Below are 17,101 nucleotides of genomic sequence, written 5' to 3'. Positions count from 1 at the left end.
CTACCATTTTATTGAATGTTTTCAAATAGAGAAAACATTGGGATAACTACTGCGGTAATAATGCCGCCGACAATCACGGTAAGAATAATAATCATTAATGGTTCAATCAGTGTCTTAATCCGATTGGATAACTGCTCCACTTCTTCTTCATAAAATTCGGCAGCTTTTGTTAGCATATGATCAAGAGTTCCTGTTTTTTCTCCAATTTGAATCATTTGAATGATAAGCGCAGGGAAAGCCCAATGTTTCTTCATCGGTTCGGTTATTGATTCCCCTACTTCCAGGGAATCTCTTGCCTTTGCCAATACTTCTTCGATTACTCGGTTACCAACAACTTTCTCGGTAATTTCCACTGCTTCCAGGATGGGCACTGCACTGTTTACTAAGGTGCTTAGCGTTTGTGTCATTCTTACCAAGGCACCCTTATGGACGAGCACTCCGATAAATGGAAACTTCAGCTTACCGACATCTATCCGATAACGAAAAGAATCATACTGAATGAAGTATTTATATAAGATAAACCCTAACACACCCAAGACTGGAACCAACCACCAGAATAGGCCTGCCCATTCACTTAATGACAAAACAAATTTCGTATATGCTGGTATCTCTTCACCAAACGAACGAAACATCGTGACAAATTGGGGGACAATAAACACAAGTAAAAAGATACTTAAAACTAATGTAACTATTCCTACTATGGCTGGATAAAGTAACGCAGAAATGACCTTCTGTTTATTTCGGTACTCTTTCTCATAATAATCTGCCATCTGATTAAGAATATCGTCCAGCTTCCCACTCGCTTCCCCTGCATGAATCATATTAACTAGTAAACTTGGAAACACTTTTGGGTGACGTGCTGCTGCCTTAGATAAAGCTTGTCCCTGATCCAACTGCTTATCCATATCTGTAAGTGCAGTTCGCAATGCATAGTTCCCTGTCTGCATAATCATTGTTTTGGTGGCATCAGAAATAGAAATTCCAGCATGAATCAAGGTTGCATATTGCCGTAGGAATATGACAAAATCCTTATTTTTAATTCGTTTATTAAGAATGATATCTTTATTCCATGGCTTTGTTTCCTCTATCCGTAAAATAATCAACCCAGATTGCTCCAATTTCACGAGCGCTGCCTGTCGTGTATCTGCATCGATTTGCCCTTTCACCTTTTGACCAGAAAGCCGTTTTCCCGAGTATTGAAAATTCATTGCTAGTAACTCCTTTCGGGAAGGAATGGAGCAGCAGTCTCATAAGCAATTTGACCTTCATGTACTAGCCTTTTCAAATCCATTTCCAATGTATGCATTCCCAATTCCCGCGAGGTTTGCAACACGTTTTGGAGCTGATGGAGTTTTTCATTGCGAATGAGATTTTTCACTGCAGAAGTACTAATCATAATTTCCGTTGCCACTCTGCGGCCTTGCTCGTCCTTCGTAATGAGAAGTCGTTGGGAAATGACTGCTGACAAAATGGTAGAAAGCTGGATACGAATTTGGGCCTGTTGCTCTGGTGGAAAGACATCGATAATTCGCTCAATTGTCGAGACAGCATCTTTCGTATGTAAGGTACCTAATACCAGATGCCCTGTTTCCGCAGCGGTAATTGCTGTAGAAATAGTTTCCAAATCACGCATTTCCCCAACAAGAATAATATCCGGATCCTGCCTCAGACTTGCCCGTAAACCATTGGCAAAATTGGCTGTATCAATCCCAACTTCCCGTTGATCAATAACCGACTGCCGATGTCTATGCATATATTCAATCGGGTCCTCCAATGTAATAATATGTTTTCGTACCGAATGATTGAGATGATCGATCATCGACGCAAGGGTAGTACTTTTTCCGCTCCCCGTAGGACCTGTAACGAGCACAAGACCTTGTGGCTGTTTCACTACTTCTTTCAAAATGGGTGGAAGTCCGAGTTCGTCAATGGACGGAATGCCTCTAGGAACAATCCGAATCGCTAAGGAAAGCTCTCCTCGTTGATAAAAGGTGTTTATCCGAAAGCGGGAGACTCCATTAATTCCATAAGAGAAATCCAGCTCTCTTTCTCGCTCTAATTGCTTCCATTTTTCCTCTGATAAAATGGAATAAACAATTTGTTTTGTTTCTGTCGGCCGTAGCTTCTCCATATCCTGTTCAATCAAATTCCCATTTATACGGAAGATAGGCGCTTTTCCTATCGTTAGATGAATATCAGAGGCTTGTTGGTGATATGCTTCTGTTAACCATTTGTCAAATTGTAGTTTCATTAAAGGGCCTCCTTATAGCCGGATGGAAACCTGCATAATTTCTTCCATAGAAGTGAGTCCTTGCTTAATTTTATCTAATCCATCGTGAATTAAAAATTGAAAATTTCGTGCTGCTACATAGGCACGGATCTCTGAAACAGAACGATTATTTAGCAGCATACTGCGTATTGTTTCATCCACTGTAAGGACCTCCTGTACGGCGATTCTCCCTCTATAGCCCTGCTGATGGCAAACATTACATCCTTCGCCATAATATACACGCTCTACTTCCATTCCATTTTTCTCAAATATTTCTTTTTCCATTTTTGATGGTTCTCTTTCCGTTCTGCAATCCCGGCAAATTTTCCGGACAAGACGCTGTGCTACAATACCTGACAAGGAGGAAACAACCAGATAAGGTTCTACCCCCATATCAATCAACCTTGGAATGGTATCAATCGCACTGTTCGTATGTATCGTGCTAAATACAAGGTGCCCTGTCAATGAGGCACGGATAGCAATCTCCGCTGTTTCCTGGTCACGGATCTCTCCGACCATAATGATGTTAGGATCCTGTCTTAAGATGGATCTTAATCCATTGGCAAAAGTTAAACCGACCGCACTATTTACTTGCACCTGATTGATTCCTTCCATCTGAAATTCAACCGGATCCTCAACGGTAATAATATTCACATTATCTTTGTTAAGACGCTGAATCGATGCATACAATGTCGAGGTTTTTCCAGATCCAGTTGGGCCTGTTAACAGAATTAAACCAGATGGCTGTTGAATCAATTCCTGGTATGTGATCATATTTTGCTTGGAAAAAGTTAAATCGTCCAGGTTCATTAACGCATTGTTTAAATCCAAAATTCGGACTACTATTTTTTCTCCGTGTACAGTCGGCAGACAAGAAATCCGCAAATCAACAGGCGTGACTCCTACTGTTGTTTTGATTCGTCCATCCTGTGGTAATCTGTTTTGGGTAATATTAAGATCTGCAAGTATTTTAATTCTCGCAATTAAAGCATTTTGCATCTGTTTTGGTACTGTGTTTTCTGTCTGAAGTCTCCCATCAATACGATAACGGATATTGACATGCTGTTCCTGTGGATCGATATGTATATCACTTGCCTTTAATTGAATACCTGTGGTGAGAAGCTGATCCAATAGCCTTATAATTGGCGCTTCATCTGTTGGTGTTCCCTCCGAATCGCTGATATTAGCTTTCTCCGATTTAAAATAATATTTATTAATAGCAAAAAGAATATCGTCTTTAGCAGCAATTACCGGAGAAATAGGAAAACCGGTAGATAGTTCGAGATCATCTATAATATAGTAATCCATCGGGTCCTTCATAGCGATCATTAAACTATTATCCTGAAATTTTAATGGGATGATATAATTTTTTTGGGCCACATCTCTTGACACAAACTGTAAGACATTTTCATCGACAGGATAACGGTACAAAGAGACGTGCGGTATTCCGAGTTGAAATTCTAATACTTCAATTAACTGTCTTTCCGTAATATAGCCGTGTTCGAGTAAGGCATCTCCTAATTTTTGATCCTCTTTCTTGGTTTCCAATGCTTCCATGACCTGTTCTTCCGTAACCAAACCCGCGTCCTTCAGCAAGTCACCTAGCCGTTTTCTTGTTATCATTCCATTCACCGCCTTATTCATAGGTAATCTTAATAGTATCTTCCACTTCTTCTGTTCTGTCACCGCTTACTCCGATACTGGTGTACGTAATTTCAATTGGGCTCGCTGCTTCATTTATCTCCGGTATTTCTACCTCTAATGTAAAATGACGCCCGCCTCCAAGGTCTCCTATGTTATTTGCTTCCTTTACTTTTTCTTCAAGATAATTACTGATCTCCTGTTCATCCTCTTCAAGATTATCCATTGCAGCCCGAAGATAAGTTACCCCCATCTCGGCAATCAACCTGGCATCATGCTGTTGCTCCATTCGATTCACCTGCTTATTCGTGTTGGTAACCTGTAAAAAAAGCGTAAGAATAAACAATAAAAGCAGGGTAATGATCATTAATGTCAATACGAGCGCCGCACCGTTGCTGTTCTTTAAATACTTCATGAGTCATCACCTGTTATGTATGTATATGATTCGCTAATTTTTTTTCCGTCTTGGGAAATTTCGATATTTGCCCTCGTTAATCCTAATTCCGCTTCTTTTTCAGATTGGCAAACTTCAACCCGGGCTGTGTACGTATTATTGTTTAATTCATAGGATGCTTTATATGTTATAAATTCCCCCAGTGATTTAGTAGAGGGACAAGATGGTAGTTGTTCGATGTTCAGTTCTTTAATATCATGGGCAACTTGACCTAGCAGGTTACTGGAGCTAAGCTCGTCCTCTGTCATATTTGACCAACTAAATATTTGTGGAAAAATTGGTAACATAACGGCAATAACAATTCCTAATATAGTAATCGCTGCTATAATTTCTATAAGTGTAAAACCGCTACTATTCATTTGTTTGAATTTAGTATACAATAGATTCACGCCTTAACTGTGACTTTTATCCTATTATAGCATGTATTGGAAGTGGAAACATGAGAATATGCCAATTTAAAAGTGAAAAAGGAATGACATTAGTAGAGCTGCTGGCAGCACTTGCCCTGTTTGGATTGATCGTTGCATTGTCTTCTGGTGTCATTGTGCAATTAATGGGTAGTGAACAGAAAACAAGCGCATCCATCTCACTTAAACAAGAAGCAAATGTGGTGATGAGTGATCTGCGCAGTCAATTTTATAATAACAATACAAAAAAAATATGTCTGTCTCCAGACACTCCCCTTCAAGTTAAAGACTCTCTGATTTTCAATGGAGAAGAAGAAGAAAAGCAATTGGATAGCAATAACTGTATTACTGATGTGGATCATGATAAACCGTTGAATATTTTTCTTACCTTTGCCAGTCCAGAAAACGGACAAAATTTAGAACTAAAAACTACATGGGCGGGTAGAGATATATATCCTTTAATAATACTTCCTAAGGAGAAACCCGGTATTCCAAGCTGTAGCAATGTGCCAGAAAATGTGAAAACAGATAAATTTAAGAACCTCTCTAAAAGCCATAATAATTCTGTAATAATCACAGATGAGGTTGATATAAAACATGCTTCTTATACGATTAAAGGTCACCTTACTACAGAGGAGGAATTTGAAGCAAAGCACTCTACTTTGTCTGTAATAGGTAATAGTATATTCAAAGACGAGTTTGAAATGAAGCACAGTGTACTTGATGTGAAATGTTCTGTAATTTTTGAAGATGAGACAGAAATAGAACATTCAACAATAAACATAGTGGGTAATGGAATTTTCAACGGGACCGAAGTAGATTACGATGAGGATGAAGATACAGACAGCGTTGTTGAGATCAAACAATCTACCATTAATATTACCAATGACACTTGGTTTGCAGGAGAATTAGAACTGGATCATTCCACTTTGACAGTGCATGGGGATGCTCAAATAAATCATAAAACAGAAATTAAAAATGCAGATATTCAAATAAATGGGAAACTTTCCTTTAAAAATGAGGTTGAAATTAAAAACTCAAAAATTAGTTTAACAGAAGAACCCATTTTTAATAATAAAGTGGAAATTAAAAATTCTAAAATCACGATAAATGGAGAACCTTACTACCCTAATTAGCAGAAAAGAGCAGGCCCAACCAGCCTGCTCTTTCTTCTTACAACTCCATCTCTTCCCCAATCTTCATTACCTTTCCTTCACCAGTTTTTACTTTGCTTGCAAAGTCTTCTGGGTTCTGCTTGATTACAGGGAAGGTGTCATAGTGAACAGGTACTACGGTTTTTGCTTTTATCCAGTCTGTGGCGATTAACGCATCCTCTGGTCCCATTGTGAAATTATCGCCAATTGGAACAAATGCTAAATCAATATCATTCATGTCACCATACATTTTTAAATCAGTAAATAATGCTGTGTCACCCATATGATAAATGGTTTTTCCTTCAATCGTTAGCAGAATTCCACCAGGCATTCCTGTATAAATAATTGTGTTGTCTTCCTCAGTATAAGAGGAACCGTGAAAAGCTTGCGTGAATTTCACTTTACCAAAATCAAATTCGTGTGCACCGCCAATATGCATAGGGTGTGTATTCAATCCTTTAAACCCGAGGTAAACAGCCAATTCATTGGGTGCGACTACTAAAGCATCATTACGCTTTGCAATATCAAACGTATCACCTACGTGATCGTTATGACCATGTGTTAGCAAAATTACATCTGCTTCCACTGTATTTGGGTCTAAGTCACATGCTTCATTTCCAGAAATAAATGGGTCAATTAAAATTTTATGGGAGTCTGTTTCTACCTTTACTACAGAATGACCATGATAAGATACTTTCACATTATCTCTCCTTTTTCATTTACTCTACTCTATCGTTTCGACAGAGACTCCACTAATACCTTTACCCTTTTTTAATTGTTTTTAATAGTTTTTCCAAGCTTTTTCATAAATTTGTATTAAGTGTGGATCAATTAATGTATTTGGTTTTAAGGTAAGGTATTTCCCCTTTTTCCCTTCTATTTTTCCGTCTTCATCCTTACCAAAAACCGCAAGACTAGGAATCAGCTCAGGCTTTAGATATCTTGTTGGAACATTTATTTTTAGCTCACCCAAGTCTATTTCTTTTCTGCTCGCCATTACAAAGCCCCAATTTCCGAAACTGGGTACATCAATATGCAGATTTTCTGTATTTAAACCTGTAGAAGAAATGGTTTCCGAGATCGTCCAGTATACTTCTGTTGCAAAAACCGGACTTGTTGCCTGAACCATCATGGTCCCTTCTGGTGATAAATGATTTCGAACAAGCGAATAAAATTCTTTCGTATAAAGCTTATTTAAACTTTCATTATTAGGATCAGGTAAATCAACGAGAATCACATCATAAAATGATTCTGTTTTTTCAAGAAACTGAAAGGCATCTTTATTTTTTACGTGTACCTTTTTATTTTTTAATGATCCGTCGTTTAGTTCCAGTAAATATTTATTTGTGTTGGCCAGATCTATGACTGCTGGATCAAGATCAACAAGTGTAACATTCTCCACCCGATCATACTTCAAAACTTCCTTCGCAGCCACACCATCCCCACCACCTAAAATGAGGACATTTTCAGGTTCTGGTACAGATGACATGGCCGGGTGTACCAACACTTCATGATAGCGATGCTCGTCTGTCGAACTTAACTGTAACGAACCATCTAAATAAAGTCGAACATCTTCTTCATCACGTGTCAAAATAATCTTCTGGTAACTACTTTCTTCTATGTGAAGAATGGGATCTTTATATAGCTTTTGTTCAAATGTAAAGGCGAGCTCCTCACCAAAGAATAGACCGATTACCAAAAGTAATGCAATACCTGTTCCAACAATTACATGAACACTAAAGTACTTAATCTCTTTTCGAAACAGCCAGAGGACAACTAATGCTACCGTTACATTAATACAGCCTACCAAAAAGGCAGATTTAACCATACCAAATTGGGGACGCAGCAAAAACACAAATAATAATCCGCCAATTAATCCACCTGCATAATCAGAAAATAGCACTCTCGCGGTACTCTTATTTAATGTAACCCCAATCTCATTTGCCTTTCGTATTAAAATAGGCAGCTCAAAACCTGTTAGTGCACCAATTACTAATGTAATGAGGTATAAATAGAAGGCATCCGTTCCTTCCGGAGCAAAAGCAGTTATGCCAAACATGGTAAAACTGGAAAAGCCGCCAATCACTGCTACACCGAATTCAACATACACGAAGGCAATAATCAGATGTTTCATTACTTTCTCACTTAAACTGGCTCCAATTCCCATCCCAGTTAAAAATAGAGAGATAATAAGTGTATACTGTTTTACTCCATCCCCTAGTATGTACGAACCAAGTGCCCCGAAAAGCACTTCGAAAATAATACCACAAATGGATACAATTCCCGAAGCCCAGTAAATGATGTTACTATTTCTTTCGGCTAAATTTTTCACTATGATCACTCCAAATTTCAGTTCAGAAACAAAAGGTGGCTTCTCGCCAATTAGATGACGGAAGCCAGTTATAATTCACTATTATTAAAAGCACTGGTGAAATTATGTAATAGAAGCTCCAATCACAAGTGCTAGACCAATTGATACACCGACTGAAATAAGCCCTACTGCTTTGTTGTTTTTCAATAATTCATCCTGCACTGAGAAGCTCTTTGTAAAAAGATCAAAAAGACCATAAGCAACCATTTGCAGAATAACCCCTACAACTCCCCATATAATCGTTTCATAAATAACAGAACTATTATATATTGCAAAGGCTAATACAATGCAAATACCGATTATTTTTCCAAGGATAGATAAAGCCACTGCTTCATTTCCATTCTTTACTTCTTCCATGTCCTTATATTTTCTGGTCATGTTTTCAAATATAATTAATCCAATAATAACTATTACAATTGATATTACAAAATATAAAAGTGTTGCAATAAATGGTTCCATTCCATTTCCCTCCTTTTATTTTCCTGAACCAGGCCCGCCTCCGCGATAACTGGTATTTCCTCGTTTTGGTGCACCATATGCTCCTCCACTATATCCACCGTAGCAACCACCATTTTGACATTCTCTGGCACGTCTGTCACTCCAATTGTTTCCTAGCATACTGTCAAGCAGCCGATAGGTGAAATACGTACTTAGAAAACTAGGTGAGTAATTATTACGCACAAATTCCTTGCTTGCCACTTCTATTACCATTACACTACTGTCGTCTTCACTTGGTTTAACTGTAACAAAATCGTCTTCGTAAACCATAATTTGTTGTTGATCCTTCTCTTCACTAATCTCTCTAGGCTCTATTACGGAAGCGAGTAAGGAAACAATTTCCTCACGGTTAAATCGCTTAGTCGCAAATACTTCCGCATCGTATGTATCACCATTAACTACATCTATTAATGGAAAGTGAGCTTCTATTAAGTCATCAATTTCATAGCTTCCATCTGCTTTAATAGAGGATATAAGCTCATTTTTTTCCGGTTCATCTGGAAGCTCTTCAGAAGTGATGCTTATTTCTTCGTTCATGCCTCTGTCTGAACATGCAGTGAGCAATAGGATCAAGAGAGAGAAAAATCCTAACATCAGCCATCTCTTATTCAATTTATTTCCCCCTTCCCACCATGAAAATAAGGAATAGGAGCAGCTAAGGAACTGCTCCTGAACAAGTAATTATTCTTTCCCCATTTTCTTTTTTAATGCTGCAAGTTCATCGTCGACATTATCATTATTCAATTCTTCAAACTCATCATCCAATGAACGGCTGGATTGAGACATATCTTCACTCGTTTCTGCTTCTGCCTCATATTGCATTACTTTTTCTTCCATTCGTTCAAAACCACGTTTGGAATCGTCACTACCAATTGAAGACATGGTGCGATTCATTTTTGTGCGAGTTCTTGCTGATTCAGCACGTGCTTTTAAGGAATCCTTCTTCAATTTCATTTCTTGGTATTCCTTTTTCATTTCTTCCAATTTATTACGAAGTGTGTCAGCATCCTGTTTCGCACGTTCCCATGATTCATTTAAACTGTTGGCATTAGATTCATGTTCATTTTTATCTTGAAGTGCACGTCTTGCCAAATCTTCATTACCAGCTTCAATTGCTTGTTCTGCTTGTTTCTGTCTCTTTTCTACAAGAGCTTTCGCATCATTGGCTTTACGTTTCAACATTTTTTCGTTTGCAATTTGCTTGGCTACAGCAGCTTCTGCCTCGCGAATATCCTCGGACATATCTCGCATAAACTGATCAAGCATTTTAACGGGATCTTCCGCTTTATCCAACATAGCATTTAACTCTGAACTGACAACTGTTTTCATACGACCAAAAAATTTAAACATAATCTATTCCTCCTATATAGTTCCTGCTAATATTTTTAATTCAAATTCTTCAATAGGATAACCATAACTTGCTTCTGTTTCAGTTCCCCATGTTTCAAAGCTTAAAAAATGTTCCTCTTCGGAATCACTGTAGTCAGCGTAATGGGTTTGTGTACCATTGATATTTGCGCTTCTTCCTTCACCAACTACATTTGCTTTACCTGATTCTTCAAGATAATATTTTCTGTTTTCATACGATATTTCTTTTGGATAAGGGATAGAAACAGGTAGTTGAATCTTCTTGTAAATACCTAATTCCAGTTCGTCATCCATTTCCGCGGATAACCATATGGTATTGTTTCCCTCTAATAATTGATAACCAAGCCACTCATAACCACCATCACGGTACGTGATCTTACCTACCACTTCATAATCGACTAAGTCATAAGTAACAATATCTCCAACTTGTATTGTTAATGCAGTTCTCTCCTTCACCTCAGGTTTATCTTTCTTACTACTAAAAAGCTTGGAAAAGAATCCCATAGCCACACCTCACAATTGTTCATGAACTCTGTTCCCTATCTAGTACGAGTAACCCCCGACTTAGGTTTCAAAAAACATAACAAAAATTATTTTTTTACAAACCTATTATAACGTAGTTTATTTCTATGTAAAAAGAAGAAGAGCTAGAATACTCTTCTTCAATGGAATAATATTTTATTTTTTTTGGTTATTAAAAGTGTGAATAGCTTTGTTATTATGAAGTTGATCTTCGATAACACCACTCTGATAGCTTTCATTTAATTGGTTCTGAACTGCAGCTACTCCAGTTTCATCCTCAAACATTCGTTCAGGAGTATGCCTTTTCTCCTTTTTAGCCATGCGATCACCTCCATGATTAGTTTACCCATAAAAAAGAAAGAAATAATAACTTATATTTACCATTTATGCGCAAAATAGATTGTTCCTTTAATTAGAAGGGTATATAATTATAGTGAAGGGGGAGATAAACATGGAATATAAGCATATTGTAGTAGCCGTGGATGGTTCTGAAGCATCCGAAAAAGCATTCAAGAAATCATTGGACATTGTTAAACGTAATAATGCTAGACTTATTCTCGCACATGTTGTAGATTCCCGAACCTTTGCGACTGCTGAAGCATATGATCGCACACTAGCTGAGCGTGCCGAAGAGTATGCGAAGGACTTATTGGATAATTATGTGGAACATGCGAAGGCTGCAGGTATTAAAAATCTTGTTCGCTGTGTGGAATATGGTTCCCCTAAAGTTAAAATAGCAAAAGAAATTGCTCAAGATTTTGAAGCAGATCTAATCATTTGCGGTGCAACAGGAATGAGTGCAGTTGAACGCTTCTTAATTGGTAGTGTTTCCGAAAGCATTACACGCTATGCAAATTGTGATGTCTTAGTAATTCGATAATAAATAAAGGCTAGCGTATGATACGCTAGCCTTTATTTATAGTCCTTTTTAATTTCTTGGCTAATATGAGATAGCTCTGGAATAATAAGCCTATTCATTGCTAATTTTACTGCTCCAGTTGAACCTGGGGTGGATATAATTGCCGTTTGCCCAAGCACTCCAGCGGCTGCACGTGATAATATAGCTGCAGATCCAATATCCTCTTTATAGCTTAAGTACCTGAAAAGTTCCCCGAATCCAGGTATATCCTTTTCAAATATTTCTGTTACGGCTTCTATCGTCACATCTCTGCCTGCAATACCTGTGCCTCCATTTGTCAAAACAACTTCAATATATGGATGCTCACATCCTGCCTTAACTGCTTTTTGAATAAGCGAATATTCATCTGGAACAATCTCTCTCATTACGACATGATGCCCGGCTTGCTCTAGTAATTCTTTCATTAAATTACCGCTTTTATCTGTATCTATCGTGCGTGTGTCACTAACTGTGATGATCATACAATTAACAGACTGATTATTTTGCTTATGCTCCGTAACCGACAAGTTATCCCCTCCTTGCTTAAGCTACTTATTTAAAACTTTTTCCACTGTATCTCTTGCGATCATTACTTCTTCATTCGTAGGAATGATGATGACTTTAACTGGTGAATGTGGGTAATTAATAAATCTTTCCTGTCCCCTCACCTTGTTTCTTGCAGGGTCCCAATACACACCCATAAATTCAAGTCCGTGAAGTACTTTTTCCCTTACAACATCACTGTTTTCCCCTACGCCAGCTGTGAATATAATTGCATCAACACCAGACATTTTTGCAGCATATGAACCAAGGTATTTATGGATTCGCCCAGCGAAAACCTCCAATGCTAGTTCTGCCCGTTCATTATCTCCAGCCTGTTGCTCAATATCCCGCAAATCACTTGAAAATCCAGATAAAGCTAACATTCCACTTTCTTTATTTAATACATGGATAACCTCTTCTGCAGTTTTGCCCGTTTTCTCCATAACATACGGAATAAGTGCTGGATCTATGTTCCCTGAACGTGTCCCCATCGTAACTCCTGCCAGTGGCGTAAATCCCATCGATGTATCGATAGATTTTCCTTCTTGAATCGCTGCTATACTAGCTCCGTTTCCTAAGTGACATGAAATAAGACGCAGCTGCTCTACTGGCATATTTAATAACTCAGCGGCACGTTGAGAAACGTATTTATGTGAAGTCCCATGGAAACCATATTTACGAATACCGTAATCTTTATAGTATTCGTATGGGAGACTGTATAAATAAGATGATTCGGGCATTGTCTGATGAAAAGCAGTATCAAATACGGCCACCATTGGAACCTCAGGGAGGACCTCTTTAAACGCTAATATGCCTGTCAAATTAGCAGGATTGTGTAATGGGGCAAGCTCAGAAAGCTCTTCAATACTCTGAATAACCTGATCTGTAATAGGTACTGAATCACTAAAACGCTCTCCTCCATGCACTACACGATGACCTACCGCATCAATTTCATCGAGGCTTTGAATAACTCCTGAACTTGTTAAGGTCTCCAGAACTTGTTTAACAGCGATTTCGTGATTTGGTATATCCTGAACTGTTTTTTTCTTATTATCTTCTATTTCTACTGTAAAAATGGAATCCTTTAAGCCAATTCGCTCTGTTAGTCCCTTTGCAAGTACAATTTCTTCAGGCATTTGAAATAATTGGAATTTTAATGAGGAGCTACCTGCATTAACAGCTAATACATTACTCATTACCTTTCATCTCCTTTTGATATGTGACAAACCAATCGTTCATTTGCTTAAGTATATCACTCATTCCTGTCGTATTTTTAAAGGAAGGCATTTGGGCCAAGAGTGGCTGTTTTGGTGAACGTGTATTTTGACCTTTCTTTTGAAGCACTAAAATACTTTTAATATTTTTCTCAGATTTAAACGCACTCTCTGGTAAACGAATGACTCCAGTAATATGGGCGTATTCTTGTAAATAAGCGTGAAGCTTGTCAGACTGATCGCTATTAAAAATAAAATCCGGGACGACAAAAATTAAGTAGCCTCCAGGCTTCGTATAATTCATTGCTTGTTCAATAAATAAATGATGGGCATATGAGTTACCATTCTCTGCTTTTAGCTCATATGTATCTGCCTGAACATCATCAGGATAGTATCCAACTGGGAGATCTGCAATGATTAAGTCAACCGGATCAAGTAAGAATGGGCGTAAGCTATCTTGATGGAAAAACTCTATACTCTTCTGTTGTAAATTTGCATTTAAAACAGCTAGCTGTATTAGCGTAGGATCCACTTCTCCAGCAAAAGCAATTAGATTCTTTTGTTTTAAATGTTCCATTACCGTTGTTATTAAATTCCCTGTCCCACTAGCTGGATCGAATAAGCGCACTTCTTCTTTATCTGCAGTTAATTTTTCCGCAAGATAACCAACAAGCAGGGCCACGGTTTCTGGTGTCATAAGATGCTGCTGCTGTGTAGAATCCTTCATACCTTTTAAAACGGCAAGCTGAATCCCTTTTCGAATTTCCTCTGTTTTATATGAAGTAATGTCAACTTCAGTCAAGTTACTTCGTAATTTTTGAGAAAGTATTTCTTCCAAGTCCTCCGGAACATGCTGTTCAAACAAAATTTCCATCGTATATATTAAACTGTCCAAGTAGGGCTCATTCACATGCTGTTGTATGATGCCCGCAGTATTATCTAACCATTCATATAGTATTTCCACGTTTGTTTTTTTCATTATAATATTCCTCCATCTACTCCGTTCAAAGCGATTCTATTGTACCAAATCATAGCCACATTTGTGAAACAATAGAGAACAAAACCTAAGGACTTTGGCCAGTATTACCAATACTATTTTTCTACAAGTAAAAATCCCTCCTGCATCAGGAGAGATTTTCAAAAAGTTTATAAATTAATTTGCTTTTTTTGCAGCTTCCAGAGCTGCGTCATAGTCAGGATGATCGCTAACTTCCTTAACATATTCAGTATAGGTTACTTTATCATTAGAATCTACAACAAATATAGATCTTGCGAGCAGACGCAATTCTTTAATAAGCACACCGTATTTTTCACCGAAATCTGCATCCCGATGATCAGATAATGTGTCTAATTTGTTAATCTCATGTTTTTTCACCCAACGGTCCTGTGCAAAAGGCAAATCCATACTAACAGTCAGTACCTTTACATTTCCAATTTTTTCTGCTTCCTCATTGAAACGCTTTGTTTGCAATGCGCAAACCCCTGTATCAATAGATGGAACTACACTAATTAATTTTACTTTACCTTGATAATCTTTCAGGGATACTTCTTTTAAATCATTAGATAGAGCAGTAAAATCTGGAGCACTGTCACCAACTTTAATTTCTTGACCTATTAACGTTACTGGATTTTGTTGGAATGTAACATTTGCCATATGAATCATCCCTTCTATAAAAATGATTTATCAACTTTAGTATGAATAATTTGGTAACAGTTGTCCACTAATACCCTTTATTTAAAATTTATATATCATAGTGACTCTGTGGCTCATTTCCTTCTTCTTTTTCATCTTTCTTTTTCGAGGCTTGTTTATTTTTGTTGCTAGTTTCCTTTAATATCTGCTGTATCTTCTCTACCACTTGAGGTGCAGAATGAAGCATCTTTTCATAAATATGTGTGTGCTGGTCTAAGTGAACCATTTTTATTCCATTCTTACTCACAACTAAAAAAGCTACAGGAGTTATCGATACTCCTCCACCACTACCCCCACCAAAGGGAAGTGCAGCTTCCGAGTCTCCTTGGGACGCACTTGCTCCAAACTCGCTTCCTCCTGCCGCAAAGCCAAAACCTACCTTTGACACAGGTATAATCATACTTCCATCTGGGGATTCCACTGGGTCTCCAATGATTGTATTTACTTCTACCATATCTTTTAAGTTTTCCATAGCAGTTGTCATTAAGCCCTGAATAGGATGTTCTTCCATTTTAAAATCCTCCTCTTTCTATAATTGTTTTTATTCTTATCTTGAGAAATAAGCCGCAACCCTTTAAAAAATACGTGTATAGCTTTCCCAATTCGAAATGAAATCATGCATGTTAACTCTGTTTGAAAAAAAGTCTGCTGAAAATATGGTTCAACATAAATTGAGGGCTCACATCGCATATTGCTTTTTTCAACTAATTGACCAAGAATAATCCCTTTTAATGACCAAACAAGTCCAGTAACTGTTCCTGTGACACAAGCTTCTCCCATCCCGCCTGCAGTTTTCCATTTTAATTTTTGGATGCTTATATTACTTAATATGATGGAAAGTAGTTTACTTGATGATTGGAGTATCTCCTTCCATTCATTCAACTTAATGGGATAGTTGTTCAACTCCATAGAGTTTCCCTCTGAAGTTAAGCGAAATAACATCTTTTTTTTGTATAATTTTAAGTTAAATATGAAAAATTCCATATATAGGAACTGTTCTTTATCTGAATAAGCTAAGTGAAGCTGCAAATTAATTTTTGCAATTAATAAGGACAACAAAATTATAGTTAGAAAAGAAATTAGTACAACCCAAAGCATATTTTCCCTCTTCTCTTATTTCTTTGGATTATTTTGCCACAGTTCACCAAATTTAATCGTGGAATAGTAGGATATACTTCTTTAAAATGCTAAAATTAAACTAGATATATAAAATTGGAGGGAAAATGATATGGTTGCTCGAAATAAAATTTATTTCTACTATGCCCCAGATGATACGCTTGCTGATAAAATAACCTCTTTAAGAAAAGCAGCTGAGGATGAAGGCTTTGAATTCGTAGAACAAGCAAACGAGGCGAACATTATTGTTAGCATAGGAGGAGACGGCACATTTCTCCAAGCAGTGCGAAAATCCGGATTTAGGCAAGATTGTTTATATGCTGGCATCACCCGAACCGATGAGTCAGGTTTATACTGTGACTTTAATTTAGACAATTTTAACGAATTGCTTCATACATTCCGAAACGAAGAAATGGAAGTACGGAGATTTCCAGTTATTAAAGTAGAAGTTAATGGGGAGTCTTCCTTTTATTGTTTAAATGAAGTGAGCGTTCGCTCCACCATTATTAAATCCATTGTAATTGATGTGCTTATTGATGATGATTATTTTGAAACTTTTCGTGGTGATGGCTTAATTGTTGCAACCCCTACTGGAAGCACTGGCTATAACAAATCTACACACGGAGCGGTAATTGATCCTAAAATACCTTGTATCCAAGTATCTGAATTAGCATCAATAAACAATAATCGCTATCGTACACTTGGCTCCTCCTTTGTACTTAATAAAGACCGCAAGCTTACTTTGCGGATCAGACAGGATGGGAATGATTATCCGATTGTAGGTTTAGATAATGAAGCATATTCCATAAAAAATATTCAAGATCTTACGATATCATTAGAAGGAAATGTAATTAAAACCGTTAAGTTAAAAAATAATTCCTACTGGGATCGTGTTAAAAGAACCTTCTTATAAAGAATGAAAGGGCTATCCCTTCATTGGGATAGCCCTAAAC

General features: G+C 37.5%; 21 protein-coding genes. 3 read left to right on the top strand and 18 right to left on the bottom strand.

Annotated features, from left to right (window positions below; all coding sequences use genetic code 11):
• Positions 1-8 precede the first annotated feature (8 nt).
• The 5 genes from BME96_RS07590 to BME96_RS07570 are packed head-to-tail and all read right to left on the bottom strand — an operon-like array spanning position 9 to position 4,744.
• Positions 9-1,208, bottom strand: coding sequence for a type II secretion system F family protein (locus tag BME96_RS07590; protein WP_071648796.1), 1,200 nt, complete (start codon positions 1,206-1,208; stop codon positions 9-11).
• Positions 1,209-1,210: 2 nt separating this feature from the next.
• Complete coding sequence (locus BME96_RS07585; protein WP_019378585.1) at positions 1,211-2,251, bottom strand: type IV pilus twitching motility protein PilT; 1,041 nt, start codon at positions 2,249-2,251, stop codon at positions 1,211-1,213.
• 12 nt (positions 2,252-2,263) lie between these two features.
• The gene (locus BME96_RS07580) at positions 2,264-3,892 is read right to left on the bottom strand and encodes a GspE/PulE family protein (RefSeq protein ID WP_019378584.1); all 1,629 of its coding nucleotides are present in this window, start codon (positions 3,890-3,892) and stop codon (positions 2,264-2,266) included.
• Positions 3,893-3,905: 13 nt separating this feature from the next.
• The gene (locus BME96_RS07575; protein WP_019378583.1) at positions 3,906-4,325 is read right to left on the bottom strand and encodes a hypothetical protein; all 420 of its coding nucleotides are present in this window, start codon (positions 4,323-4,325) and stop codon (positions 3,906-3,908) included.
• The gene (locus tag BME96_RS07570) at positions 4,322-4,744 is read right to left on the bottom strand and encodes a type II secretion system protein (RefSeq protein WP_019378582.1); all 423 of its coding nucleotides are present in this window, start codon (positions 4,742-4,744) and stop codon (positions 4,322-4,324) included. The genes BME96_RS07575 and BME96_RS07570 overlap by 4 nt, the downstream gene beginning before the upstream one ends.
• Before the next feature lie 59 nt (positions 4,745-4,803).
• Between BME96_RS07570 and BME96_RS07565 the strand changes: the two genes are divergently transcribed.
• Positions 4,804-5,907, top strand: coding sequence for a prepilin-type N-terminal cleavage/methylation domain-containing protein (locus BME96_RS07565; protein WP_071648795.1), 1,104 nt, complete (start codon positions 4,804-4,806; stop codon positions 5,905-5,907).
• Between the two features lie 37 nt (positions 5,908-5,944).
• Here BME96_RS07565 and BME96_RS07560 read toward each other — a convergent pair whose 3' ends face one another.
• The 7 genes from BME96_RS07560 to BME96_RS19800 form a co-directional block, all read right to left on the bottom strand.
• The gene (locus BME96_RS07560; RefSeq protein ID WP_019378580.1) at positions 5,945-6,625 is read right to left on the bottom strand and encodes a metal-dependent hydrolase; all 681 of its coding nucleotides are present in this window, start codon (positions 6,623-6,625) and stop codon (positions 5,945-5,947) included.
• A gap of 81 nt (positions 6,626-6,706) precedes the next feature.
• The gene (locus BME96_RS07555; protein WP_019378579.1) at positions 6,707-8,257 is read right to left on the bottom strand and encodes a polyamine aminopropyltransferase; all 1,551 of its coding nucleotides are present in this window, start codon (positions 8,255-8,257) and stop codon (positions 6,707-6,709) included.
• A gap of 102 nt (positions 8,258-8,359) precedes the next feature.
• Positions 8,360-8,755 (bottom strand): DUF350 domain-containing protein, encoded by a 396-nt coding sequence (locus tag BME96_RS07550; protein ID WP_019378578.1) that lies wholly within the window; start codon positions 8,753-8,755, stop codon positions 8,360-8,362.
• A 15-nt stretch (positions 8,756-8,770) separates the two neighbouring features.
• Positions 8,771-9,406, bottom strand: coding sequence for a DUF4247 domain-containing protein (locus BME96_RS07545; RefSeq protein ID WP_019378577.1), 636 nt, complete (start codon positions 9,404-9,406; stop codon positions 8,771-8,773).
• Positions 9,407-9,475: 69 nt separating this feature from the next.
• Positions 9,476-10,144 (bottom strand): PspA/IM30 family protein, encoded by a 669-nt coding sequence (locus tag BME96_RS07540; RefSeq protein ID WP_040955108.1) that lies wholly within the window; start codon positions 10,142-10,144, stop codon positions 9,476-9,478.
• A gap of 12 nt (positions 10,145-10,156) precedes the next feature.
• Positions 10,157-10,666, bottom strand: coding sequence for a DUF4178 domain-containing protein (locus BME96_RS07535; RefSeq protein WP_019378575.1), 510 nt, complete (start codon positions 10,664-10,666; stop codon positions 10,157-10,159).
• 174 nt (positions 10,667-10,840) lie between these two features.
• Entirely contained in the window at positions 10,841-11,005 is a 165-nt protein-coding gene (locus BME96_RS19800; RefSeq protein WP_019378574.1) for a hypothetical protein, read from the bottom strand.
• A gap of 130 nt (positions 11,006-11,135) precedes the next feature.
• Here BME96_RS19800 and BME96_RS07530 point away from each other — a divergent pair, with 130 nt between their 5' ends.
• A complete protein-coding gene (locus tag BME96_RS07530; protein WP_040955106.1) occupies positions 11,136-11,564 on the top strand; it encodes a universal stress protein in 429 nt (142 codons plus the stop codon).
• A 32-nt stretch (positions 11,565-11,596) separates the two neighbouring features.
• Here BME96_RS07530 and BME96_RS07525 read toward each other — a convergent pair whose 3' ends face one another.
• The 6 genes from BME96_RS07525 to BME96_RS07500 form a co-directional block, all read right to left on the bottom strand.
• Complete coding sequence (locus BME96_RS07525) at positions 11,597-12,109, bottom strand: MogA/MoaB family molybdenum cofactor biosynthesis protein (protein WP_060679209.1); 513 nt, start codon at positions 12,107-12,109, stop codon at positions 11,597-11,599.
• Between the two features lie 21 nt (positions 12,110-12,130).
• Positions 12,131-13,321 (bottom strand): acetate kinase, encoded by a 1,191-nt coding sequence (locus tag BME96_RS07520; RefSeq protein WP_060679211.1) that lies wholly within the window; start codon positions 13,319-13,321, stop codon positions 12,131-12,133.
• Positions 13,314-14,318, bottom strand: a complete 1,005-nt coding sequence (locus BME96_RS07515; protein ID WP_071648794.1) for a class I SAM-dependent methyltransferase — start codon at positions 14,316-14,318, stop codon at positions 13,314-13,316. The genes BME96_RS07520 and BME96_RS07515 overlap by 8 nt, the downstream gene beginning before the upstream one ends.
• A gap of 174 nt (positions 14,319-14,492) precedes the next feature.
• Positions 14,493-14,993 (bottom strand): thiol peroxidase, encoded by a 501-nt coding sequence (tpx, locus tag BME96_RS07510; RefSeq protein ID WP_019378569.1) that lies wholly within the window; start codon positions 14,991-14,993, stop codon positions 14,493-14,495.
• Between the two features lie 88 nt (positions 14,994-15,081).
• Entirely contained in the window at positions 15,082-15,543 is a 462-nt protein-coding gene (gene ytfJ, locus BME96_RS07505; protein ID WP_071648793.1) for a GerW family sporulation protein, read from the bottom strand.
• On the bottom strand, positions 15,516-15,941 hold the full coding sequence (locus BME96_RS07500; protein ID WP_197035845.1) for a DUF2953 domain-containing protein: 426 nt from the start codon (positions 15,939-15,941) through the stop codon (positions 15,516-15,518). Before BME96_RS07500 ends, ytfJ begins: the two co-directional genes overlap by 28 nt.
• A 319-nt stretch (positions 15,942-16,260) precedes the next feature.
• Between BME96_RS07500 and BME96_RS07495 the strand changes: the two genes are divergently transcribed.
• Positions 16,261-17,061, top strand: a complete 801-nt coding sequence (locus BME96_RS07495) for an NAD kinase (protein ID WP_019378566.1) — start codon at positions 16,261-16,263, stop codon at positions 17,059-17,061.
• The last annotated feature ends 40 nt before the right edge of the window (positions 17,062-17,101 follow it).

The organism is Virgibacillus halodenitrificans (assembly GCF_001878675.1).
In the GTDB taxonomy this organism is placed as follows: domain Bacteria; phylum Bacillota; class Bacilli; order Bacillales; family Amphibacillaceae; genus Virgibacillus_Q; species Virgibacillus_Q halodenitrificans.
This window is presented reverse-complemented; position numbering and strand designations above follow the sequence as displayed.

Excerpts from the sequence above, each read along its gene's own strand:
- BME96_RS07590 (WP_071648796.1), bottom strand. The coding sequence starts at position 1,208 with ATGAATTTTCAATACTCGGGAAAACGGCTTTCTGGTCAAAAGGTGAAA.
- BME96_RS07585 (WP_019378585.1), bottom strand. The coding sequence starts at position 2,251 with ATGAAACTACAATTTGACAAATGGTTAACAGAAGCATATCACCAACAA.
- BME96_RS07580 (WP_019378584.1), bottom strand. The coding sequence starts at position 3,892 with ATGATAACAAGAAAACGGCTAGGTGACTTGCTGAAGGACGCGGGTTTG.
- BME96_RS07575 (WP_019378583.1), bottom strand. The coding sequence starts at position 4,325 with ATGAAGTATTTAAAGAACAGCAACGGTGCGGCGCTCGTATTGACATTA.
- BME96_RS07565 (WP_071648795.1), top strand. The coding sequence starts at position 4,804 with ATGAGAATATGCCAATTTAAAAGTGAAAAAGGAATGACATTAGTAGAG.
- BME96_RS07550 (WP_019378578.1), bottom strand. The coding sequence starts at position 8,755 with ATGGAACCATTTATTGCAACACTTTTATATTTTGTAATATCAATTGTA.
- BME96_RS07540 (WP_040955108.1), bottom strand. The coding sequence starts at position 10,144 with ATGTTTAAATTTTTTGGTCGTATGAAAACAGTTGTCAGTTCAGAGTTA.
- BME96_RS07535 (WP_019378575.1), bottom strand. The coding sequence starts at position 10,666 with ATGGGATTCTTTTCCAAGCTTTTTAGTAGTAAGAAAGATAAACCTGAG.
- BME96_RS19800 (WP_019378574.1), bottom strand. The coding sequence starts at position 11,005 with ATGGCTAAAAAGGAGAAAAGGCATACTCCTGAACGAATGTTTGAGGAT.
- BME96_RS07530 (WP_040955106.1), top strand. The coding sequence starts at position 11,136 with ATGGAATATAAGCATATTGTAGTAGCCGTGGATGGTTCTGAAGCATCC.
- BME96_RS07520 (WP_060679211.1), bottom strand. The coding sequence starts at position 13,321 with ATGAGTAATGTATTAGCTGTTAATGCAGGTAGCTCCTCATTAAAATTC.
- BME96_RS07515 (WP_071648794.1), bottom strand. The coding sequence starts at position 14,318 with ATGAAAAAAACAAACGTGGAAATACTATATGAATGGTTAGATAATACT.
- tpx (WP_019378569.1), bottom strand. The coding sequence starts at position 14,993 with ATGGCAAATGTTACATTCCAACAAAATCCAGTAACGTTAATAGGTCAA.
- ytfJ (WP_071648793.1), bottom strand. The coding sequence starts at position 15,543 with ATGGAAGAACATCCTATTCAGGGCTTAATGACAACTGCTATGGAAAAC.
- BME96_RS07500 (WP_197035845.1), bottom strand. The coding sequence starts at position 15,941 with ATGGAGTTGAACAACTATCCCATTAAGTTGAATGAATGGAAGGAGATA.
- BME96_RS07495 (WP_019378566.1), top strand. The coding sequence starts at position 16,261 with ATGGTTGCTCGAAATAAAATTTATTTCTACTATGCCCCAGATGATACG.